This window comes from Arthrobacter sp. 05T442, from assembly GCF_056395945.1.
On sequence record NZ_JBFTKM010000006.1, the window covers coordinates 25,785 to 48,759 of the forward strand.

At 68.0% G+C, this 22,975-nt stretch carries 14 protein-coding genes; 8 read left to right on the top strand and 6 right to left on the bottom strand.

Features of this window, described 5'->3' with window-relative positions; all coding sequences use genetic code 11:
- Nucleotides 1–64: 64 nt before the first annotated feature.
- The 4 genes from AC1DES_RS08205 to AC1DES_RS08220 all read right to left on the bottom strand — a co-directional run bounded on the left by AC1DES_RS08205 (nucleotide 65) and on the right by AC1DES_RS08220 (nucleotide 3,625).
- Entirely contained in the window at nucleotides 65–802 is a 738-nt protein-coding gene (locus tag AC1DES_RS08205) for an amino acid ABC transporter ATP-binding protein (protein ID WP_476895210.1), read from the bottom strand.
- Nucleotides 799–1,563 (bottom strand): amino acid ABC transporter permease, encoded by a 765-nt coding sequence (locus AC1DES_RS08210; RefSeq protein WP_476895211.1) that lies wholly within the window; start codon nucleotides 1,561–1,563, stop codon nucleotides 799–801. The genes AC1DES_RS08205 and AC1DES_RS08210 overlap by 4 nt, the downstream gene beginning before the upstream one ends.
- A 12-nt stretch (nucleotides 1,564–1,575) precedes the next feature.
- Nucleotides 1,576–2,523 (bottom strand): ABC transporter substrate-binding protein, encoded by a 948-nt coding sequence (locus tag AC1DES_RS08215; RefSeq protein ID WP_476895212.1) that lies wholly within the window; start codon nucleotides 2,521–2,523, stop codon nucleotides 1,576–1,578.
- A 391-nt stretch (nucleotides 2,524–2,914) separates the two neighbouring features.
- Nucleotides 2,915–3,625 (bottom strand): exonuclease domain-containing protein, encoded by a 711-nt coding sequence (locus AC1DES_RS08220; RefSeq protein WP_476895213.1) that lies wholly within the window; start codon nucleotides 3,623–3,625, stop codon nucleotides 2,915–2,917.
- A gap of 137 nt (nucleotides 3,626–3,762) precedes the next feature.
- Here AC1DES_RS08220 and AC1DES_RS08225 point away from each other — a divergent pair, with 137 nt between their 5' ends.
- From AC1DES_RS08225 to AC1DES_RS08235, 3 genes are read left to right on the top strand one after another with little or no spacing between them, the layout of a single operon-like run.
- On the top strand, nucleotides 3,763–4,191 hold the full coding sequence (locus AC1DES_RS08225) for an MGMT family protein (RefSeq protein ID WP_476895214.1): 429 nt from the start codon (nucleotides 3,763–3,765) through the stop codon (nucleotides 4,189–4,191).
- Between the two features lie 29 nt (nucleotides 4,192–4,220).
- Entirely contained in the window at nucleotides 4,221–7,523 is a 3,303-nt protein-coding gene (locus tag AC1DES_RS08230; RefSeq protein WP_476895314.1) for an ATP-dependent helicase, read from the top strand.
- Nucleotides 7,520–11,143: an ATP-dependent helicase gene (locus tag AC1DES_RS08235; RefSeq protein ID WP_476895215.1), complete on the top strand. Its 3,624-nt coding sequence runs from the start codon at nucleotides 7,520–7,522 to the stop codon at nucleotides 11,141–11,143. Before AC1DES_RS08230 ends, AC1DES_RS08235 begins: the two co-directional genes overlap by 4 nt.
- Before the next feature lie 45 nt (nucleotides 11,144–11,188).
- Here AC1DES_RS08235 and AC1DES_RS08240 read toward each other — a convergent pair whose 3' ends face one another.
- On the bottom strand, nucleotides 11,189–12,562 hold the full coding sequence (locus AC1DES_RS08240; protein WP_476895216.1) for a macrolide 2'-phosphotransferase: 1,374 nt from the start codon (nucleotides 12,560–12,562) through the stop codon (nucleotides 11,189–11,191).
- 187 nt (nucleotides 12,563–12,749) lie between these two features.
- Here AC1DES_RS08240 and nudC point away from each other — a divergent pair, with 187 nt between their 5' ends.
- The 3 genes from nudC (at nucleotide 12,750) to AC1DES_RS08255 (ending at nucleotide 16,832) form a co-directional block, all read left to right on the top strand.
- The gene (gene nudC, locus AC1DES_RS08245) at nucleotides 12,750–13,838 is read left to right on the top strand and encodes an NAD(+) diphosphatase (RefSeq protein WP_476895217.1); all 1,089 of its coding nucleotides are present in this window, start codon (nucleotides 12,750–12,752) and stop codon (nucleotides 13,836–13,838) included.
- A gap of 199 nt (nucleotides 13,839–14,037) precedes the next feature.
- Nucleotides 14,038–16,128: an ATP-dependent DNA helicase UvrD2 gene (locus tag AC1DES_RS08250; RefSeq protein WP_476895315.1), complete on the top strand. Its 2,091-nt coding sequence runs from the start codon at nucleotides 14,038–14,040 to the stop codon at nucleotides 16,126–16,128.
- Nucleotides 16,128–16,832, top strand: a complete 705-nt coding sequence (locus AC1DES_RS08255) for a M48 metallopeptidase family protein (protein ID WP_476895218.1) — start codon at nucleotides 16,128–16,130, stop codon at nucleotides 16,830–16,832. The genes AC1DES_RS08250 and AC1DES_RS08255 overlap by 1 nt, the downstream gene beginning before the upstream one ends.
- Before the next feature lie 10 nt (nucleotides 16,833–16,842).
- On the opposite strand, the gene AC1DES_RS08260 is transcribed toward AC1DES_RS08255, so the two are convergent.
- On the bottom strand, nucleotides 16,843–18,336 hold the full coding sequence (locus tag AC1DES_RS08260) for a zinc-dependent metalloprotease (RefSeq protein WP_476895219.1): 1,494 nt from the start codon (nucleotides 18,334–18,336) through the stop codon (nucleotides 16,843–16,845).
- A gap of 236 nt (nucleotides 18,337–18,572) precedes the next feature.
- Here AC1DES_RS08260 and AC1DES_RS08265 point away from each other — a divergent pair, with 236 nt between their 5' ends.
- Together AC1DES_RS08265 and AC1DES_RS08270 are read left to right on the top strand one after the other, a co-directional pair.
- Nucleotides 18,573–19,721 (top strand): YlbL family protein, encoded by a 1,149-nt coding sequence (locus AC1DES_RS08265; protein WP_476895220.1) that lies wholly within the window; start codon nucleotides 18,573–18,575, stop codon nucleotides 19,719–19,721.
- A 152-nt stretch (nucleotides 19,722–19,873) separates the two neighbouring features.
- The gene (locus AC1DES_RS08270; protein WP_476895316.1) at nucleotides 19,874–22,882 is read left to right on the top strand and encodes a UPF0182 family membrane protein; all 3,009 of its coding nucleotides are present in this window, start codon (nucleotides 19,874–19,876) and stop codon (nucleotides 22,880–22,882) included.
- Nucleotides 22,883–22,975: the final 93 nt, after the last annotated feature.

Sequence of the window (22,975 nt, forward strand, 5' to 3'; positions counted from 1 at the left end):
CCGCAACAGCGGGTGCCATCAGTCGTTTAACGCCGGCAACGCTGAACGCCGGACCGGCGAAGGGTTAGAGGACGTCCGCCAGGAATCCCTGCAGCCGTTCCGTGCGCGGGTTCGTGAAGATCTGTTCCGGCGCACCGGACTCCACGACGACGCCGCCGTCCATGAACGTCACGGTGTCCGAAACGTTGCGGGAGAACCCCATCTCGTGCGTGACCACCACCATGGTCATGCCGCCCTTGGCGAGGTCGGCCATGAGCGCCAGCACGCCCTTGACGAGCTCCGGGTCCAGGGCGGACGTGGCCTCGTCAAAGAACATCACCTCCGGTTTCATGGCCAAAGCCCGCGCTATGGCCACGCGCTGCTGCTGCCCGCCGGAGAGGTTGGCGGGACGGGAATCGGCCTTGTGCTTGAGTCCGACCAGGTCCAGCTGGGCGAGAGCTTCCTCCCGCGCCTGGTCCTTGGACATCCCGCGCAGCTTCCGCAGCGCCAGGGAGACGTTCTCCGCCACGGTCTTGTGCGGAAACAGGTTGAACTGCTGGAAGACCATCCCGATCCGCCGGCGCAGTTCGTCCGGGTTGTCCTTCAGCACCGAACGGCCGTCGAGCAGAATGTCACCCTGCTCGGGCTCAATGAGCCGGTTCATGACCCGCAGGAGCGTGGACTTGCCCGAGCCGGAAGGCCCGATCACGGAAGCCGTGGATCCCTTCTCGACGTGCAGGTCGATGCCGCGCAGGACGCGGTTCGACCCGAAGGACAGGTGGATATTCTGTGCCGTCAACGATCCGGAAACGAACTCGCTCATGCCTGGGCTCCCTTTCCGACGACGGCAGCTGCCTCGTCCGGTTCTTTCTTTTCCGGCCGGCCCGAGCGCAACCGCCGGTCAATCCAGTTCACGAAGTGGGTCAACGGCACGGTCAGCGCCAGGTAGAACACCGCTGCCGCCACGTAGGGGGAGAGGTTTCCGCTGGTGGACGCCGCGTCCTTGCCGATCTGGAAAATCTCGCGTTCCGACGCCAGCAGGCCCAGCATAAAGACCAGGGAGGACTCCTTGATCAGGGCGATGAACTGGTTGACCAGGGCAGGAAGCACCCGCCGGACACCCTGGGGCACGACCACCAGGCGCATGGCCGGGCCGTAGCCGAACCCCAGGGCCCGGGTGGCTTCAAGCTGTCCCTTGTCCACGCTCTGGATACCGGAGCGGAAGATCTCGCCAATGTAGGCGGCCGACATCAGGGATAACGCTGCGATCGCCATCGGGTACGGGCTGGTGGATCCGGTCATCTGCCGGACAATCGGCCCGAACCCCAACCCGATCACCAGAATGGTGAGGATGGGCGGCAGCCCCCGAAGCACGTCGGTGTAGATGCGCGCGACCCAGCGGGCGCCGGCGTTCCGGGAAATCCCCATCAGGGCAAGCAACATGCCGAGCACTGTTCCGATGACGCCTGACGCGACGGCCAAAACGAGCGTGTTCGGAAGCCCGACGGCGAACATTTTGGGGAGGACGGCGCCGATCGACTTCCAGTCCAGGAAGGTCTCGGAGAGCAATGTGAGGAAATCCATGGAGCGCCCGGGTTACTTCGCGGCGACCTGGACGGCTTTGCTGCCCGGCTTCCAGCCCTGCGGGGTCTGCTCCTTAGCGGTGGGCCGGTCCGTGTACCACTGGGCCGTGAGCTTGGTCCAGGTGCCGTCAGCAATGACGGCGTCGAGGCCGGCGTTCAGGGCGTCAATCAGCGGCTGGTTGTCCTTGTTGACGGCGTAAGCTGTGAAGTTCTGGGTGTTGACAACCTTCTCGGCGATCTTGGTGTTGTCGCCATCCTTGACCTGGCCGGTGGCCTGCTGCGAAGGAGCCACCCAGGCGTCGACCTGGCCGGACTTCACGTTGGCGTACACGGTGTTGTAGTCCGGGAACCGGACCGGTTCGAGCTTGAGCGTGTTGGTCACGTAGTCGTCCTGGACAGTGCCCTGGACGACCCCGATGCGGACGCCGTCCTTGAGGTCGGCGAAGCCTTTGACCTTGGCGTCGCTCTTGGTCACGACGGCCATGTAGCCGAAGTCGTAGCCGTTCGTGAAGCCGACAGTTTCGCGGCGCTTGTCGGTGGTGGAGATCGAGGAGGATCCGACGTCGAACTGCTTGTTCTTGACCTGGGAGAGCAACGCGGAGAAGTCGGTGGAAGCGAACTCGACTTTGAGTCCCAGCTTGTCGCCAATGGCCCGGAGGAGCTCGTTGTCGTAGCCCGTGAACTTGCCCGCCGGGTCGATGAAGATGTTCGGCGGAGCGTCGGACAGGGTGCCGACCCGCAAGGTGCCGTCAGTGATCAGGCCCAGCTTCGACTTGTCGATCTTGTCGAGCGGGGTGACCTCCTTGGTGGTGTACTTGTCCAGTGATGTCTGGTCACTGCCCTGGAGGGCGTCCGTGGGTGAGCCCGTTGACTGTGCGCCGCCGCCGCACGCTGCGAGGGAGGCCGCCATGGCGATTGCCACAGGAACGGTTGTCAGCCACTTCAAGGCTTTGCTTTTCATCGCGCAATCACTTTCGTCCGAAGTTCGGTGGGCCGCGCGGAACCTCTCGGTTCCCGGCCGTCTGCTGGCGCGCCGGGTAGGCAGGCGCACCGCGAAAGATAATTGTGTCACCCGGCGCCGGGGACGCCTCAATTCGAATTAATCGTCACGCAAGAGGGCTCGGGGCGAATTATCTTCCATGTTCGCGTGGGCAGTGCACGCTTCCGAGAGAGCCGCCGGCGCCGGGCGAAATCATCGCCCGCGCCAGGCGACGCGGCGGCGTCCACCGGGGGGTGTGGGTTACGTCTCAACGGCTGGATTTGCCGGTAACTGTGGGCTAAACCAGCCGTCGGGCCGGCCAAGGTTTCGTTTTAAGAAGCCGGCCGTTCCGCCGCTGCAGCTGTCCGGCGGCCTAGAAGTCGCCGCGGCTGGCGTCCTCCGGCGGCAGGACCGGCCACTCGCCTTCGATGACGGCGGCCGGTTTGGTCTTGCGCAGGTACGTCTGGAAGTCGGCGGCCTGCGCGGAGGCCCATTCGACCTGGAGCTGGTGGAGGTGGGTTGCGGGCATCCTGAGCTTGGGGAACTTCCCGGCCATGGCGTCGAGCATGCGTAAGGTGGCCAGGGCGTCGGCCGCGGATGTGTGCGCGTTCTCGAGGCTGACGCCGTATTCCTCGCACAGGGCCGTGAGGGTGCGCTTGCCTTTGCGGTAGCGGTCCACCTGCTTGTTCATGATGTACGGGTCCAGGACCGGGAACCGGTTCAGCTGCGGGACGCCGTAGCGGGCCGATTCGGCGGCGAGGACCGTGAAGTCGTAGCTGGCGTTGAAGGCGATGACGGGCACATCGGCATCGAAAAGTTCCTGGAGCACGGCTGCGAGCTCACGGGTCACCTCCGCTGCGGGCCGGCCGTCGCGGCGCGCCTGTTCGGTGGTGATGCCGTGGACGTCGCTGGCTTCCGTTGGAATGTCCACGCCCGGATCGGCGAGCCACTCATGTTCCTTGATGACCGCGCCGGCGGAGTCCACCACGGTGACCGACGCCGTCACGATCCTCGCGGCGCGGGAATTGCGCCCGGTTGTCTCGAGGTCGAAGGCTGCGCGGGGGAGGGTGTTCCAAGTGCTCATGCTTCAACGCTACCTGCTGCCTCTGACAGTTCCTGCCCGACAGGCCCACACCGCATCGCGGCCACGCCGCGCTCCTTCCGGCCCGGCATGGGCCGGATGTGACCTCGCGCCGCGGTTCCGGCGACTAGGCTGGACCGATGCGCACCGAGTATGTAGAAGCAGTGCTGGAGCTCGTGGCTTTGGTCCCGGCCGGCGCAGCGGTCGCGTACGGGGACGTCGCGGAACTGCTCGGCTCCGGAGGACCCCGGCAGGTCGGTTCGGTGATGAGCCACTACGGCAGCGCGGTGCCTTGGTGGCGGGTTCTCAAGGCCAGCGGTGACGCCCCGCCCGGGCATGAACGCGAGGCCCTGGCACTGTATGTGGTCGAAGGCACCCCGCTTCAGGGCAGTCACGCCGAATACCTTCGTACCGGTGAGGGACGATGGCGCGTTGACCTCCCGGCGGCCCGGTGGAGGCCCTCGGAGGGCGAATTCGACCGGATCGATTCCATTGCCGAGCGGCTGGACGCTGCGCTCCATGGTGAGCTGCAAAAAATGTCGGCACCCGATGATGAAATGACTGTGTGAGTACCCCCAGCCAACATCCGGAATTCCCGCTGTCCAAAGCAGGCGGATCCCGTCCCCGGCCCACCGGTTCGGGGTTGCGCCTGCTGCCGCCCAGGACGCAACACAGCGCCGTTCCGGTGCTGACGGCGGACCAGCTCGCCGCCGTCGACGTCCCGCACGGGTCCGGACCCGTCCTGGTGCCCGGGGCGCCCGGCACCGGCAAATCGACCGTCCTGGTGGAGGCCGCCGTCCGCCGCGCCCAACGCGATGGCCTGGATCCCGAACGGATGCTCATCCTGGCTCCGGGACGGCTCGCCGCTGATTCGCTCCGGGACCGCTTCACCGCCCGGTTGGACCGGAGCCTCAGCACGACGCCGGCCCGCACATGGGCGTCGTACGCCTTCGATCTCATCCGGCGCGCCAAGGCCGAAGGCATCCTGCCCCTCCCGCGTCCGCCGAAACTGCTCTCCGGGCCGGAACAGGACCTCATCATCAAGGAGCTCCTGGAAGGCCACATGCAGCCTGGCCTCGATCTGCCGTGGCCGGAGGACCTGGGGGCTGCCCTGCAGACGCGGGGGTTCCGCCAGGAAGTCCGACAGCTCTTTGACCGGATCATCGAATCCGGGCGGACCGCGGAGGACCTGGTGGTCCTCGCCCGGGCCTGCAGCCGGCCCGACTGGGTGGCCGCCGCTGCCCTTTACGCCGAGTACCGTGACGTCCTGGACCTTCGGATGCCCGAAGCCTTCGACCCCGCCGGCATCATCACGGCCGCGCGCCAGATCTTCCAGGATGAGCCCGGCTTCCTGGCCGCCGAGCGGGACAGGCTCCAGCTGATCCTGGTCGATGACATCCAGGAAGCGAATCCCGCCGTCTTCGAACTGCTCGCGGACATCGCGGCCGGCAAGGACGCCATCATCACCTCGTCCCCGGACACCGTGGTCCAGGGCTTCCGCGGGGCTAGGCCGGACCTGGTAGCCGAACTGCCCGTGTTGCTGGCCCCCGCCGGCGGCACCGTCCTGGAGCGCCCGCTCTTCTCCGCCCACCGCCACGCTCCCGCCGTGGCGGAGGCCTGGCAATCGGTGGCCGTGCGCATCTCACGCCGCGCCGGCGGCCAGTCCGCACGCCGGCTTGAACAGCCCCGCCCGGCTGCCTCAGCTGAAGCCGGCGCAGGCAGCGTCGAGGCGCATCTGCTTCCGTCCCCGGCCCACGAACTGCGATACGTGGCGCAGCGGATCCTGGAAGCCCAGCTGAACGACGGCCGTGACTTCGGCGAAATCGCCGTGATCGTACGCAACGGCGGCCAGCTCAGCCAGCTGCAGCGGTACCTCGCCGGCCAGGGGATCCCGGTCCGGGTCCCGGTGGCCGATTCGGCCGTCAGGGATGAGGTCGCGGTGCGTCCGCTGCTGGAGGCCTACGCGGTGGCACTGGACCCGGCAGTGCTCACCCCGGAGTCGGCTGTTTCCCTGCTCACCTCGCGCATCGGCGGAGCGACATCAATCGAGCTGCGGCGGCTGCGCCAGTCCCTGCGGCGGGAGGAGATCCTGGGCGGCGGTGGCCGCACCAGCGACGCCCTGCTGGTGGAGGCGTTGCTGGAGCCGGGAGCCCTGGCGACGCTTGGCATCGAGGGGCAGGCCGCCCGCAGGATTGCCCGCATGATCCGGGCCGGCCGGGACGCGGCCGTGGCGCCCGGCGGCAACGCCGAAACGGTGCTGTGGGCGCTGTGGCACTCCACCGGCCTTGCCGGCCGCTGGACCGACGCCGCCCTTGCCGGCGGCACGGCCGGAGCCCGGGCCGACCGGGACCTCGACGCCATGATGGCGCTGTTCCACACCGCGGAACGCTTCGTGGACCAGCTGCCCGGTTCCGGGCCCGAGCAATTCCTGGAATACCTGCTGAGCCAGGAACTCCCCATGGACACCCTCGCCGCGCGGGCACAGCTGGAGGACGCGGTGGAACTCATGACGCCCGCCAGCGCCGCCGGGAGGGAGTGGCCGGTGGTGATCATCCCAGGGCTGCAGGAAGGCGTGTGGCCCAACACCCGGCTGCGCGGCGAACTGCTTGGCAGCACCCTGTTCGCGGACGCCGTCGAACACGGCGTGGAGTACGCGCTGCAGCTGGACCCGCTCAGCCGGTTGCGCGAAATCCGTTACGACGAGCTGCGGAGCTTCTCCACGGCCGTCTCCCGCGCCAAGGACGTGCTGATCTGCAGCGCCGTTTCCTCGGAAGACGAGCAGCCGTCCTCCTTCCTGGACTATGTGGCTCCGCTGCGCCCGGACCAGGACCGTCGCGGCTTCACCCCGGTGGAGCGTCCCCTTACCCTGCGGGCCCTCGTGGCCGAGCTGCGCCAGTACGCCCAGCTGGATGCCGCCGCTCCCGAATCCCGCGAGGCCGCTGCGGTGCTGGGCGCCCTGGCCTCGGCGGAGCCAGCCGTTCCGGGGGCCCATCCGGGGAGCTGGTGGGGGCTCGCGCCGCTGTCCTCGGACACGCCCGTGGTGCCCCCGGGCAGTACCGTGTACGTCTCGCCTTCCAAGGTGGAGACCGTGCAGAAGTCGCCGCTTGACTGGTTCGTCCAGGCCGCCGGCGGCGAGGCGGCGACGGACTTTGCCCGCAGCCTGGGCACACTGGTCCACGCAATCGCCCAGGACCTCCCGGACGCCTCGGGCGGCGAATACGTCGCTGAACTTCTCCGGCGCTGGCCCGCCCTCGGCATGAAAGACAACTGGGAGGGAAAGCTGGACTTCCAGCGCGCCGAATCCATGGTCCGCAAACTGGCCCAGTACGTCCTCGTCATGCGCAGCCAGGGCCGCAGCCTGCTGGGCGTCGAGCAGGACTTCGAAGTGAAACTCGCTGACCTCCCGGCGGACACCGGCGCTGCGGGCGCCGCACCGGATTCCGGCGAGGACTCCTGGCCGGCACGGGCCGCCGTGTTGCGGGGCCAGGTCGACAGGCTGGAGATCGACGCCGAGGGCCGCCTGGTCATCGTGGACCTCAAGACCGGCAAGAGCCAGCCCGGCAAAACGGATCTCGAACGGCATCCGCAGCTCGGCGCCTACCAGGCGGCGGTGCTGGCCGGCGGGTTTTCCGGCGCGGATGATGGTCCGCCGCCGCTCCCTGGCGGCGCGGTCCTTGCCCAGCTCGGCACCGGGACCAAGAGCCCGGGCATCCAGGCCCAGGCCCCGCTGGACCCGCAGGATAACTGGGCTCTGGGCATGGTCAACGACGCCGCCAGGGTGATGTCCGGGAACACGTTCGAAGCCCGCCACGATCCGTCCAAGGGGGGCCACGGCGGCCACGGCTGCCGCCTCCCTGAAGTCTGCCCGCTGTGCGCGCGCGGAAAGCAGGTTACTGAATGACCCCCGACGTCCAGCGGGCGGGCGTTCCGGCACCGCCCCCGCCGGCACCCCCGGCCATTCTTCCCGTCCCCAGGTTTACCCCCGAGGAACTGTCCGCCATGCTGGGGGAGAAGAACAGCCCCACGGCCGAACAATCCTTGATCATCTCTTCGCCGCTGTCGCCACGGCTGGTCATCGCCGGCGCCGGCTCGGGAAAGACCGCCACCATGGCCGACCGCGTGGTGTGGCTCGTCGCCAACGGCTGGGTCAGGCCGGAAGAAGTGCTCGGCGTGACGTTCACCCGCAAGGCCGCCGGCGAACTCGCCTCCCGGATCCGCGCCAAGCTGGCGTCCCTGCAGCGGATCGCCGCGGCGGACCCGGAGCACAAGGTCTTCCCCGCCGGACTGCTCAGCAACGACGCCCTCGAACCCAAGGTCTCCACCTACCACTCGTACGCCAGCGGCATCGTCTCCGACTACGGCCTCCGGCTCGGCGTCGAACGGGACGTGGTGCTTCTCGGCGGGGCCCAGTCCTTCCAGCTTGCCAGCGAGGTCGTGGAAGCGTACGACGGCGACTACGAACACTTCCGGTCCGCCAAGTCCACCCTCGTCAAAGCGGTGATCCAGCTCGCCGGGGAGTGCTCGGAGCACCTCCGCGACCCCGCAGAGGTCCGGGCCTGGGTGCTGGAGCGGGTCTCCGCGTTTGAGGCACTGCCCTACCTCGCCACTGCCAGGAAAAACCCCAGCCAGGCCGCGGGGGAGCTCAGCGGCATGCTGCGCACCCGGGCAAGCGTCGCGGAGATGGTGGACCGATATTCCGAAGCGAAACGGGCTAGGGGGGCCCTGGACTTCGGCGACCTCGTGGCTCTGGCGGCCAGGGTTGCCAACGAGATCCCGGTCGCCGCGCAGATGGAACGCCAGCGCTACAAGGTGGTGCTGCTGGACGAGTTCCAGGACACCTCCCACGCCCAGCTCGTGTTGTTCTCGAGGCTCTTCGGCGACGGCCACGCCGTGACCGCCGTGGGGGACCCCAACCAGTCCATCTATGGCTTCCGCGGCGCGTCGGCCGGGCAGTTGTTCCATTTCGTCCGCGAATTCCCCCTCCGCGTCACCGGTGACAACACCGGGCGGAATAATGCCGGCGGAGACGGCTCCGGGGCGCCCGCGGCGGGCGCGGCAGACGCGGCGGGCGCGGCAGGTGGCGTGCCGCGCCTTGCCGTCGCCCCGACGTCGTACCTGACCACGGCGTGGCGCAACGGCCGGAACATCCTCTCCGCTGCCAACCTCATTTCCGCGCCCCTCAGCAAGACCGCGGCCCATGCCGGTGCCGCGGGTGCCAGGGACACCGCAGAGTCCGTTGAGGTGCCGCCCCTGCAGCCAAGCCCGGCCGCCGTCCAGGGCAGGGTCGTGATGGGCCGGTACGCCACGGACGTGGCCGAGGCCGCCGCGATCGCCGGGGACGTCCTGAAGTTCCGCGTGACCGATTTCGACGCGTCGCCGTCGGCCGGGTCCGTACCACCGGCGATGGCCGTGCTGTGCCGGCGGAGGGCCCAGATGGAATGCATCCGCCGCGAGTTCGAGGCCCGCGGCATCCCCTACGAGATCGTCGGTCTCGGCGGCCTGCTGGACACCCCGGAGATCATCGATCTTGTCGCGACGCTCCGCGTCCTGGCCGATCCCGGCCGCTCGGACTCCCTGATGCGCCTGCTGGCCGGTGCACGGTGGCGGATCGGCCCGGCGGACCTGATGGCGTTCCGGGACTGGTCCGGCTTCCTCGCCCGTCGCAGAGGCCGCCCCGGCAGCCCGGACACCGGCGACACAGGTGACTCCGGCGACACCGTAAACGAGGCTGCCGACGCCGTGATCGAAGGCGACCTCACCGATGCCGCCAGCCTTGTCGAGGCACTGGACTGGCTGCCCCGCGAGGACTGGACGTCGGCGCACGGGCGCAGGCTGACGCCCGCGGCCCTGGACCGGCTCCGGCGGCTTTCGGCCGAGCTCCGGCAGCTGCGCACGTACATGGGCGATGACCTCACCACACTGCTCGGCGAAGTGGAACGGGCCATGCTCCTGGACATCGAAGTGGCGGCGCGGCCGGGGACCAGCATCCACCAGGCACGCCGGAACCTCGACGCTTTCCAGGATGCGGCCGCCGGATTCCTGCACACGTCCCAGCGGATCGACGTCCTGGCCTTCCTCGCATGGCTCGAGGCAGCAGCGGCCGAGGAAAACGGGCTCGATGCCGCCGCGGCGGAAGTGAACCATGAGGCGGTCCAGCTCCTGACGGTCCACGCGTCCAAAGGCCTGGAATGGGATGTCGTCTTTGTGCCCGGACTCAACGCCGGCGCATTCCCGAGCAGCCGGGACTCGCGCTGGAGCAGCGGAAGTGCAGCACTGCCGTGGCCGCTGCGCGGTGATCGCGCCGACCTGCCGCAATGGGACCTGGACCAGCCGGACCAGAAAGGCTGGCTCGACGCCGAGAAGGAATTTAAGTCAGCGGTCCAGACCCACGGGGAAGCCGAGGAACGGCGGCTGGCCTATGTGGCCTATACCCGTGCCAAGCACGTCCTCTGGATATCCAGTGCCGCGTGGGTGGGGTCACGGGCCGGCATGGCGGGGATGTCGCCGTTCCTGGCGGAACTGGAGGTCCTCTCCGCGGACGGTACCGCGGAGATCCACCCCCTGTCCGTGAGCGAGGAATTGCTGCCGGAGAAGAGCCCATTGACCGCCGAGCTTGAGGTCGCCGTCTGGCCCTACGACCCCCTGGAAGGCCCGTACGACCCGCGGACGGGGACGCGGCTGCGGCTGGTGCGGGGACGGCGTGCCGCCATGGAGTCAGCGGCGGAGCGGGTGCTGCGGATCCTGGGACCGGACGAGCCCGGCGCCCTGGCCGGCGCCTTGGACGGCCCTGCGGACGACGGCGGACACCGTCACCACCTCCGCGGCCCTGCGGCGGGGTGGGCCAAGGAGGCGGCGACGCTGCTGGACCGCCGGTCCCGGCGGACGACTATGCAGGATGTCCACCTGCCTGGACACATTTCCGCGTCAACGCTGGTGGATCTTGAGGACGACGCGGGCTCCGTCGTGGCCCGGCTGCGGCGGCCCGTTCCGCGCGAACCGGGGATGTCGGCACGCAAGGGCACAGCCTTCCACGCCTGGGTGGAGGGGTACTTCGGCGCCGCCGGCATGCTGGATCTCGGCGAGGCGGCGGGCTCAGATGACCATATCGACGAGGCCTACGGTCTCGATGCCATGGTGGAAACCTTCCGCCAGTCCGAGTGGGCCCACCGCGCGCCAGCCTTTGTCGAAGTTCCCGTCGAGACCAGGATTGGCGAGGTCGTGGTGCGAGGCCGGATTGATGCCGTATTCCGGGATGCCGACGGCGGCTGGGACCTGGTGGACTGGAAAACCGGCCGCCGTCCCTCGGCCGCCCAGCTGAAGGTCAAGGCGGTCCAGCTTGCCGTGTACCGTCTGGCCTGGTCCCGGCTCAAGGGTGTCCCGCTCGAGGACGTCCGGGCCGCGTTCTACTATGTGGCCGACAACCAGGTGGTCCGCCCCCACGATCTTGGGTCAGCGGAAAGGCTGGAGGCCATCGTCGCCGCCGCCCTGGGCGGGACGTCGGCGCCCGCGGGCGGCGCCTAGCGCGACCGGGCAGAGCAAGGCGCAGCCCGGTGTGGGCAAACCGGACTAGAGGGACTTCACCTCAACGATGGTGATGGCCGCCGTTGAGGCGTCCTCGCCGGGATGCGGCTGTATGACAGCGATCGACTGCGTCGAGGTGTCCTCCGAAAGACGGTCTGCCGTGCCGCCGTCGGCCGTGCCGGCTGCTTCGGTACCGCTGTCGGCCGTGCCGGCTGCTTCGGTACCGCTGGCGTCATTCTTCCCGTCTTTCCCGTCGCCGGGGATCGGCGTCACGTGTACGGCGGGCATGGCGTTTCCGGCGGGAACCGCGTCCGGTCCGGAGACCGGATCCGCGGCGGGCACGGGGACCGGGAGTACGGTTACTTTGCCCACAGCCGGGACTGACGGGCCGGCCGGGACTCCCGGGACCCCCGGGACCGCCGGAACCGCAGCGCCGCCAGCGTTCTGCTGGTTTTCGGGCGCCGGGACGGGCCAGGGAAGGGGTTCCACGCTGATCGGTTGGCCGCCGTGTTCCGCGACGTCGTCGGCAAGTGCGGTGAGCATGGACTCGGCCTCATGGATCATGTCCTGGTCTCCGGCGGCGAGGCCCTTGACCAGGTACTGCGCCAGCGCGAATTCGGCGGACAATGCCGCCCGCCGCAGCAGGTGAGTGTCGGGCGCGTCCTTCCGGCTGGCGGTGTAGTGTTCCAGCACGGCGTCCACGAAGGCCTGCTCGTTCGAGGCGACCAGCCAGGCCATGTCGTCGGCCGGATCGCCGATGCGGAGGTCGGTCCACCCGGTCACGGCGGTCACGCGGTCGCCGTCGACCAGGAGGTTGTCCTCGTGCAGGTCGCCGTGGACCACACACGGGTTGAAGCGCCACAGCGACACGTCCTCCATGGCGTGTTCCCAGCGGCGCAGCAGCAGCGGCGGGATCTTGCCGGTCGTGGCGGCCTGGTCCAGCTCATTCAGGCGGCGCTGCCGGAACTCGTTGGGCGTGTAGCTCGGCAGATCGGCGTTGCTGACCAGTGACCGGGGGAGGTCATGGATCGCGGCGAGGGCTGTGCCGATTTCGGCGGCCAGGGCGGCGGATCCGCCACTCAGCTCCTCGACGGAGCGTGTGGCCCCCGCGAGGTGCGAATACACGAAGGTGCTCAGCTCACCCTGCCTGACGGTTCCGGCGACCGTGGGCATCAGGAACGGCAGCTCCGCCCGGATGCCGGGGACAAAGGCGCGCAGCACCATGAATTCCGTCTCGAGGCGGGCACTGGCTTCGGCGTGGCGGGGGGAGCGGACGCGCCAGCGTTTGCCTTCGGAGTCGAGGAGAAGGGCGGAGTCGAAGTCCGCCGGATCGTCGGGCGCAGAGCTGACGGCGGTCGGGGTCAGGCCGGGGACCGCCGCGGTTGCTACAGCTGCCAGTTCGATTGGTTTTCTTCTCACGCTTCCACGGTAGATTGAGCGGCGCATAAGACAGTGAGGCACCACGGCGAGTCTCCACATCGGGAATAAATACCGGAGAGCGTTTCGTTGGGAGCGCAACAATTTCCAGCCTCCGCCGCCATTGGCTCGCGGCTCCGAAACGCCCGAGCAAATGTCAATTGTCTGCGGGAGTCAGTACGGTGGGTATATGAGTCTTGCGGAGTCACCAGCACCAGAAAACGCCGCATTGGGCAGCACGGCATCGGAAAGCACCGCCCCGGGATCCCCGCCGGAGCCGAACCTTCCGGCCAACCACCTGATGGACACGGTACTTCCAGTGCGCCCGGCACTGATCGACCGTGGCTCCGCGGCCCGGCTGAAACCCGGAATGCTGGCGGACCTTGTCCGCTCCGGCACCGCGCGGGCGATGGTGCTCTCCGGCCGGCAGGCCCTCGTCAGCGGAAACAGCCTCGTCCTCCTGGACGCCGCGGACCTCGCAGGACACCTTCAAGACACCTCTTACGCGCCTGAGCACCTGGTCTATCTGGGCTCCGCCGTGGCCGGCGCCGGCCTGGAAGAGGGCACCGAGCTCGTCCTTTTCGTCCTTCCCAAACAGTTTGAGGTCCAAACGGAGGCGTTCGAGGCACACGTGGCCGGCATCCCGGCCGCCGCGCAATGGGCAGGTTTCCGCGATGTCGCCGCCCGCTTGAACCCGGTGGACACCGCCCTGTTCATCGAAGCGAGCGCCATCGCCAACTGGCACGCCACCCACACCCACTGCCCGCGCTGCGGCGCCGCCACGGAGACGGAAGCCGGCGGCTGGGTCCGTCGCTGCCCGGCCGACGGCTCCGAGCACTACCCCCGCACGGATCCTGCCATCATCGTCACGGTGGTGGGCCCGGACGGCCGGCTCCTGCTCGGCGGCGGCGGTCCCCTCGACGCCAGGAACTATTCGACCCTCGCAGGATTCGTCGAACCCGGGGAATCGCTCGAACAGGCCGTGGTCCGGGAGATCGGCGAGGAGGTCGGCGTACGGGTCACGGCAACGCAGTACCTCGGATCCCAGTCCTGGCCGTTCCCCGCGTCGCTGATGCTCGGGTTCACCGCCACGACGACGGACACCGAGGCCCGGCCCGACGGCGTCGAGGTCACCCGCGCGCGCTGGTTCAGCCGCCAAGAACTGCAGGAAGCGGTCCTGACCGGCGAGATCGTCATCTCCACCAGGCTCTCCATCGCACGCTCCCTCATCGAGCACTGGTACGGCGGCGTCATCCAGGACCGCCCGGAAACCGAATGACCCCGCGGATGGCAGCCACACGCAGCGGCACCTAGCGGGCCCGGCACGGCGGCCCGCCATCCATACGACACCCTCTATCGACTGAGCAGCAAACGTGACCACAGAGCATTTGAACTTCAGCCCACGCCCCGAAACCCCGGCCTCCGACGGCGTTCCCGCCGACGGCCCTGCACCGGACGACCGCCCCCTCGAGGAGCGGATCCTGGGAGGCCTCGACGCCGAACAGCGGGAGGTTGCCAGCACCCTGCAGGGGCCAATGTGCGTTCTGGCAGGTGCCGGGACGGGCAAGACGCGTGCCATCACCCACCGCATCGCCTACGGCGTGCATTCGGGGGTGTACAGCCCGCAGCGGCTCCTGGCCGTCACCTTCACCGCGCGGGCGGCCGCAGAAATGCGGAGCCGGCTCCGTGATCTCGGCGTCGGAAACGTCCAGGCCCGCACCTTCCACGCCGCGGCGCTGCGCCAGTTGCAGTTCTTCTGGCCACAGGCCGTGGGCGGGGTGCTGCCCAACCTCCTGGACCACAAGGCACAGATGATCGCCGAGGCGGCACGCCGGCTCCGGCTCAGCACGGACCGGGCGTCCATCCGCGACCTCGCGTCCGAGATCGAGTGGGCCAAGGTGTCCATGCTGACGCCCGCGAACTACCTGGAAAACGCCCAGGGCCGGGGGAACCCGGGCGGCTTTGACCTGACCGCGGTCGCACGGGTCTTCCAGTCCTACGAGGACGTCAAGACAGACCGCAACGTCATCGACTTCGAGGACGTGCTGCTGATCACCGTCGGCATCCTGCAGGAGGATCCCAAGGTGGCCGCGACCGTCCGCGAGCAGTACCGGCACTTCGTCGTCGACGAGTACCAGGACGTCTCGCCGCTGCAGCAGCGGCTCCTGGAACTGTGGCTGGGCGGTCGTGATGACCTCTGCGTGGTCGGGGACGCCAGCCAGACCATCTACTCCTTCACGGGCGCGTCCCCGAAGCATCTGCTTGGCTTCAAAGCCATGTATCCCGAGGCCCACGTGGTCAAGCTGATCCGCGACTACCGCTCCACTCCGCAGGTGGTCAAGCTGGCCAACGACCTCCTGGCAGGACGGCGCAGCGGCGGCCCCGTCGCAGACGCCGCCTGGGCCACCCCCCTGCAGCTTGTGGCCCAGCGGGCGGCCGGACCGGTACCGCAATTCACCGAATGCTCCGATGACGAGGCCGAGGCGGCAACGGTCGCCGCACGGATCCGCGAACTGCTCGATGCCGGCACGCCGGCAAGCCAGGTCGCGGTGCTGTTCCGCACCAATGGCCAGTCCGAAGCCTACGAACAGGCCCTGGCCTCCGCCGGCATCGGCTACCAGCTGCGCGGCGGTGAACGTTTCTTTGCCCGCAAGGAGGTCCGCGACGCCATCCTGCAGCTCCGTGCCGCGACCCGGGCGGTCGCCGAAACCGCCACGCCCGAGCCCCTGGGCCAGCTGGTCCGCGACATCGTCGCCTCGCTGGGCTACACCGATTCGGCGCCGCACAGCGGCGGCGCCGTCCGGGAACGCTGGGAATCGCTCGCCGCGCTGGTGGCGCTGGCCGACGAGCTCGTCATCAGCAGGGGACCGCAGTTCAGCCTCCCGGACTTCGTCAACGAGCTCCAGGAGCGGTCCCTGGCCCAGCACGCACCGACCGTCCAGGGCGTGACCCTCGCTTCGCTGCACGCCGCGAAGGGCCTTGAATGGGACGCTGTGTTCCTCGTCGGGCTCAGCGAAGGGCTCATGCCGATTTCCTTTGCCGATACTCCGGAGGCTGTGGACGAGGAACGCCGGCTGCTCTACGTGGGCATCACCCGAGCCCGCGAGCACCTGTTCCTGTCCTGGTCGGCCGCCAGGACGCCCGGCGGCCGGGCGAACCGCAAGCCCTCGCGCTTCCTTGACGGGCTGCGGCCCGACTCCGTGGCCAGCTCCTCCCTCCGCGGCAAGGGAGCGGTACCGCGCCGGAAGGCTGCCGTCCCGGCGTCCTGCCGGGTTTGCGGGACCATGCTCTCCTCCGGGGCCGAACGCAAGGTGGGGCGCTGCAGCCAGTGTCCGCCCAGCTATGAGGAACAGACCTTCAATGCGCTCCGGCAATGGCGCAAGGATGTGGCGCTCGCCGCCGACGTCCCCGCCTTCGTGGTCTTCACGGACGCCACCCTGACGGCCATCGCCGAGGCCCGCCCCGCGTCCCTTGAACAGCTGGCCGGGCTCGCCGGGGTGGGAGCTTCCAAGTTGGAAAAATACGGCGAAGCGGTCCTGGCCGTTCTGGTCGCAAGCACGGAGCTCTGATGGGCGCCTCCGCGAAGCGCCCGGTAAGGAGGCCAGCCGGCGGCGCCCCGGGCCCGGTACCGGCGGCCACGCCGTTGACCACGGCCGACGGCGCTCCAGTCGAGGTACGGCGCTCCGCCCGGCGCCGCCGGACCGTTGCAGCGTTCTGGGAGGACGGCACCGCGGTCGTCGCCATTCCTGCCTCCTTCAGCCGGGCCCAGGAACGCGACTGGGTGCACCGAATGCTCGAGAAGCTCCGGCTCCAGGGCGAACGGGGGACCGGCGGCGAGGGCCAGCGCCGTCCGCGCACCGATGCCGCACTGGCCGCGCACGCGGCCGGGCTTTCCGCGAAGTACTTCGGCGGCCGGGCCGTGCCGTCCTCGGTCCGCTGGGTCAGCAACCAGAATTCACGTTGGGGTTCGGCGACGCCGTCACGGGGAACCATCCGGCTCTCGGACAAGCTCCAGCCGATGCCGCAGTGGGTCGTCGACTACGTGCTGTTGCACGAGTTGGCGCACCTGCTCGTGGCCAACCACAACGCCGCCTTTTGGCGGCTGCTGGAGGCTTATCCGGAGACGGAGCGTGCCAAGGCTTTCCTGGAAGGGGTGTCCTTCGCAATGTCACGGGGACTGTCTCCGGACGACATCGATGACGCCGCCGAGTCCCGACACGAAGAAGCCCCGGGCCGAACCGAAGTTCCGGCCGGGGCCGGCCAGCTTTTCTAAGCCCTGCGCCCTACGCCTTGGGCGTGCCGCCGTCCTCGGAGCCGGTTTCCCCGGCGTTGCCCTTGCCAGCGTCGCCTTCGCCGCTCCCGGTTGCGTCCTCCGGGCCGGTCTCTCCGGCGCCTGACTCCTCTTCCTGTGTGGTTCCTGTTCCGGCCGGTTCATCGAAACCGCCGTTCAGCAGCTTCTGGAGGGCGTCGTCAACCTCGGTGTCGCTGGCCTCGGCGAGCTTCCGGCGTTCGCTGAAACCCTTCGGATCGTCCAGGTCCTCCGCAGTGGGCAGCAGGTCAGGATGCTGCCAGATGGCGTCGCGTCCCTCGACCCCGCGCTCCTCCTTGAGGGAGGCCCACAGGGTGGCAGCCTCCCGCAGGCGCCGCGGCCGCAGTTCGAGGCCGACAAGGGAGGAGAACGCGTGTTCGGCAGGGCCTCCGGTGGCACGGCGGCGGCGTACGGTCTCGCGCAGGGCCGCGGCCGAGGGAAGCAGTTTCTCTGTGGCAGCCCATGTCAGTTCGTCGACCCAGCCTTCCACCAGGGCGAGGGCCGTCTCCAGTTTTTCGAGGGCCTGTTCCTGGGCCGGCGTGCGCTGCGGCATGAAGACGCCTTGGGACAAAGCCGCCTGGATACCCTCGGGGTTGCTGGGATCGAGGTCCCTCGCGAGTTCCTCGATCTTTGAGGTGTCGATGTGGATGCCGCGGGCGTATGCCTCGATGGCGCTGAGGAGGTGCCCCCGCAGCCACGGGACCTGGACAAAGAGCCGGGCATGGGCCGCTTCGCGCACCGCCAGGAACAGCCGGACATCGTTCTCCGGCAGGCTGAGGCCTTCGCCGAACTTCACCACGTTGGCGGGCAGGAGCGCCATTTCCAGGTCGGCCAGGGGAACTCCGATGTCGGTGGAGCTGACAACTTCGGCCGACAGGGCGCCGATGGCCTGGCCAAGCTGCATGCCGAAGATTGCGCCTCCCATGTTCTGGATCATCGAGGAGGCACCCCCCATCATCGACTTCATTTCCTCGGGCATCTGCTCGGTCATGGCCGCGGAGAGCGCATTGGCGATGCTGTTGGCGACGGGCTCAGTGAGCCGTTTCCACGTGCCCAGGGTCTCTTCCACCCACTCGGCGCGGGACCACGCCCTGCCGATCAATCCAGTGGCCGGCAGCTCCGTAACCTGGTCGAGCCAGAGTTCGGCCAGGCGCAGTGCCTCATCGACGTCGCGGGACTGATGCGCGGTCACGGAGGGATCGGAGCCGCTCGCGGCCACCCGCCGGGCGTTCTCGTGTGCGAGCTGCCAGTTGACGGGGCCTTCGGAGGAGGCGCTCATCATCGCCTGGACCTGGGAGAACATTTGGGCGAGAAGGTTCGGATCGTCCGGAAGGCCGGCGGCTTTGGCGAGTTCCGCGGGGTCGATGTTCCCCATTCCCTGACCGCCCATCAGATTCTTGAGCATTTCTGCCAGCGGATCCTTGGGTTCCTCGTCGCCGTTGGACGGATTGAGTGGGTTGGAAGTCATGATCCCGCCGATCGTCGGTGTGGCTGTTTCTCAACTTCACGGTACCCCGCGGCGAGAGCGGCTGTCTGCCGAAACTGCGCCACGTTCGCTGTAGGCAAAGAGCGGTCGGCGCACCCGGACGCGTAGTGTTGGAAACTGGAATATTTGCGGGCGGCAGCCTCGGGTTAGGCTGTGGCCCTAGTGCGCTGTCCGCGGGCCCGCAGGGCCCACCCGCGCCGGTACGGAGAGGTCCTTCATTGACGAATAGCCAGGGCGAGCAGCCCGCCAGCGACCCAGCGGACAGCCGGGCCCCGGGCCAAAGGGGGCTTCTCTTCGGAGCCCGAGCCCCCAGGAGGCGCGACAAGAGGTCCTCGGCCATGCTGGTGTCGGGCTTGCTCACGGTGGCACTCGGCGTGACGGCGATGAGCCTCCCCGTCCCCTACGTCGTCGAATCTCCCGGACCCACGTTCAACACGCTCGGCGAGGACAACGGCAAGCCGGTCATTAGCGTCACAGGCCACGACGTGTTTCCCGCCAAGGGCAGCCTGGACCTCACCACGGTGTACGTCGACGGCGGCCCCAATGGTCCCGTCACTGTCTTCGAGGCGTTCTCGGCGTGGCTGAACGGGAGCAAAGCCGTCTATCCGCAGGAGCTGATCTTTCCCAGCGGAGTGACGAAGGAGCAGTCCCAGCAGGAGAGCGCTACGGCGATGACAACCTCCCAGGAGAACGCCGTCGCCGCGGCCCTGAAGGACCTGAACATCCCGTTCGAGCAGAAAATGCAGATCGCGAGCCTTCCCGATGGCTCCGCCTCGAACGGAAAGCTCAAAGAAGGCGACGTTCTCGTCTCCATCAACGACAAGCCCATCACGAGCCTCGGGGTCGTCCAGGCGGAACTGGCAGCGGGCAACGGGGCACCCGTTACCGTCGTCGTGGACCGTGCCGGCACCAGGGTTGCCGCGACCATCACCCCCACCAAGAGTTCCGCTGGCCGCTTCGTCCTGGGCGTGATCCTGCAGTACAAGTTCACGTTCCCGTTCGACGTCAAGATCTCCCTCGACAAGGTGGGCGGCCCCAGCGCCGGCATGATGTTCGCCCTCGGGATCATCGACACCGTGACACCCGGCGACCTCACCGGCGGCAAACACATTGCCGGCACCGGAACCATTACTCCCGACGGCGCCGTAGGCCCCATCGGCGGGATCGGCCAGAAAATGCACGGCGCACGCTCTGGCGGGGCCTCCCTGTTCCTGGCCCCGGCCGCCAACTGTGACGACGTCGTGGGGCACATTCCCGACGGACTCCAGGTGGTCAAAGTCGAGAATCTGGCCGACGCGCGGAAAGCCGTCGAACTGGCCGCGTCAGGTGCCGACATATCCGGTCTTCCTGCCTGCACCAGGAACTAGACTGACCGCGGAACTAAGCTCTTCCGCCACTCGTGGCAATCATGGGAGTTGCTGCCGATACAATGCATCAACACTTCATCACATGCATCGAATCAACGCACTGACTGATAACTAAAAACCAGTATTTGACGACCAGCTATGAGGTACCGAGTTTGTCCCGTCCCGCCAGCACTGTCCCGCCCGGAAGACTCCCGACACGACGCGGCGCCCTCACGCCGACGCTGATCGTCGTCGCCCTGATCGTGGTCGGGTTCATATTCTTCGCCAATGTCTGGACGGACGTCCTCTGGTACCAGCAGCTGGGCTTCTTCGAAGTCTTCCTGACGGAAAACCTGGCAAAGATCATCATCTTCGCCGCCGGTTTCGCGATCATGTTCGCCGCCATGTTCTACGCCATCCGGATCGCGTACCACGCACGTCCGGTCTATGCCCCCGATTCCGAAATCCGGGACAACCTCAACCGCTACCAGATCCAGCTGGAACCGGTGCGCCGCGTGGTCATGCTCGGCCTGCCCGTGCTGTTCGGCCTCTTCGCCGGCAGCGCCGCAGCCAGCCAGTGGCAAAAAGTCCTCCTGTTCATGCACGAGCAGCCGTTCGGGCAGAACGACCCCCAGTTCGGCCTGGACATCAGCTTCTACTTGATGACCCTGCCGTTCCTGGGTTTCGTCACCGGCTTCCTGATCAGCGTCGCCGTCGTCGCCGGTCTGGCGGGCATCCTCACGCACTACCTCTATGGCAGCATCCGGATCATGGAGCGGGGCATTTTCACCAGCCGCGCCGCCCAGATCCATCTCGCGGTGACGGGCGCGGCGTTCCTCATGCTCTTGGGCGTCAATTTCTGGCTGGACCGCTACTCCACGGTGCAGAGCAACGGCGGCCGCTGGGCCGGCGCCCTGTACACGGACGTGAACGCCGTCATACCAACGAAATCGATCCTGGCCGTGGCCGCGGTGCTCGTGGCCGTGCTCTTCGTCGTTGCCGCGGTAATCGGCAAGTGGCGGCTGCCCGTCATCGGCACCGCCATGCTGATCATCACCTCGATCCTGGCCGGCGGCGTCTACCCCTGGGTCATCCAGCAGTTCCAGGTGCGCCCCTCGGAGCAGACTCTCGAGAAGAGCTACATCGAGCGGAACATCAGCATGACCCGCGCCGCCTACGGCCTGGATAAGATCCAGGAGAAGGTCTACAACGCCACCACCACCGCCACGACCGGCGCACTGGCCCCGGACGCGCAGACGACGGCCAACATCCGCCTGCTGGACCCCAACCTGATCTCCGATGCCTTCTCCCAGATCCAGCAGTACCGGCCCTACTACCAGTTCCCGAGCGCGCTGAACGTGGACCGGTACACGGTGGACGGGAAGATCCAGGACACGGTCATCGCGGTCCGTGAACTCAACCCTGACGGGCTCAGCACCAACCAGCAGTCGTGGCTGAACCGGCATGTGGTCTATACCCACGGCTATGGAGTCGTCGCCGCCAAGGGCAACAAATTCACCGTGGACGGCAAGCCGGACTTCCTGCAGTCGGGTATCCCGTCCACCGGTGTCCTGGGCACTGACCAGACCTACCAGCCCCGCATCTATTTCGGCCAGAACTCGCCCGACTACTCGATCGTCGGCGCCCCTGACGGTGCCCCGCACCGGGAACAGGACCGGCCCGCGACCTCCGAAGGCGGCGGTGACACGCAATACACCTTCACCGGCAACGGCGGCCCGAACGTGGGCAGTTTCTTCAACAAGGTCCTGTACTCGATCAAGTTCCAGTCCTCGGACCTGCTGCTCTCGGACGGCGTGAACGCGAATTCGCAAATCCTCTATGACCGCAATCCCCGCGACCGCGTGGAAAAGGTCGCGCCGTACCTGACCGTGGACGGCAGCGCGTATCCGGCCGTGGTCGATGGCCGGGTGAAGTGGATCGTGGACGGCTACACCACCAGCCCTTACTTCCCGTACTCCCAGCAGGAGCAGCTCTCCGCCGCCACCGCCGACTCACAGACGACGGCGGGCCGCACCGCGGCGCTGCCGAACAGCTCGGTCAACTACATCCGCAACTCGGTCAAGGCCACCGTGGATGCCTATGACGGTTCGGTGACGCTGTACGCGTGGGACGACCAGGACCCGATGCTGAAGGCCTGGCAGAGTATCTTCCCGACGTCCCTGAAGCCGTACTCGGAAATGTCCGGCGACCTCATGAGCCACGTGCGCTACCCGGAGGACCTGTTCAAGGTCCAGCGCGAGCTCCTGGGCCGCTACCACGTCACCCAGGCGGACAGCTTCTACAAGAACGACGACGCGTGGAGCGTGCCGAACGATCCCACTGTCAAGGATGAGGTCAAGCAGCCGCCGTTCTACATGTCCCTGCAGATGCCGGACCAGCAGAAGCCTGCCTTCCAGCTGACCTCCTCGTTCATTCCCCAGGTGGTCAATGGCGCAGCCCGGAACGTCATGTACGGCTTCCTCGCCGCCGATTCGGACGCCGGCAACCAGAAGGGCGTGAAGGCGGACAGCTACGGACAGCTCCGGCTGCTGCAGATCCCGCCCGAAACCCAGGTGCCGGGCCCCGGTCAGGCGCAGAACAAGTTCAACTCCGATCCCACCGTGTCGCAGGCCCTGAACCTGCTGCGCCAGGGCGCTTCGGCTGTACTCAACGGCAACCTACTGACACTGCCCGTGGGCGGCGGCATGCTCTATGTGCAGCCGGTGTACCTGCGGTCCACGGGCGAAACGTCGTACCCGACGCTCCAGCGGGTGCTGGTGGCGTTCGGTGACAAGATCGGGTTCGCACCCACCCTTGATGAAGCGCTGAACCAGTTGTTCGGCGGCAACTCCGGAGCAACGGCCGGTGACTCGGCCAACAAGGGCCAAGTCCCGGCCACGCCGGCCCCTGGCGGCACCCCGGCACCCAGTACCGATGCGAAGGCGGAGCTGAAGGCAGCCCTGGATGATGCGAACGGGGCCATCAAGGCCGGCCAGGAAGCCCTCGCGAGGGGCGACTTCGCAGCCTACGGGGACCAGCAGAAGCGGCTCGCTGCCGCGCTGCAGAAGGCGGTCGCCGCCGAGGGCAAGCTGGAAGCGCCGGCAACTCCGGCGCCGGCGACGCCTACCCCTGGCGGCACGGCGTCGCCGTCGGCAACGCCTGCACCGACACCCAGCAGCTGACGACCGGCAGCCGATGCATCAGCAGGCCGGGTTTCCCTCGCCAACGGCGGGGGAGGCCCGGCTTTTGCGCATCCCGGGCTGTGAGGCGAGATG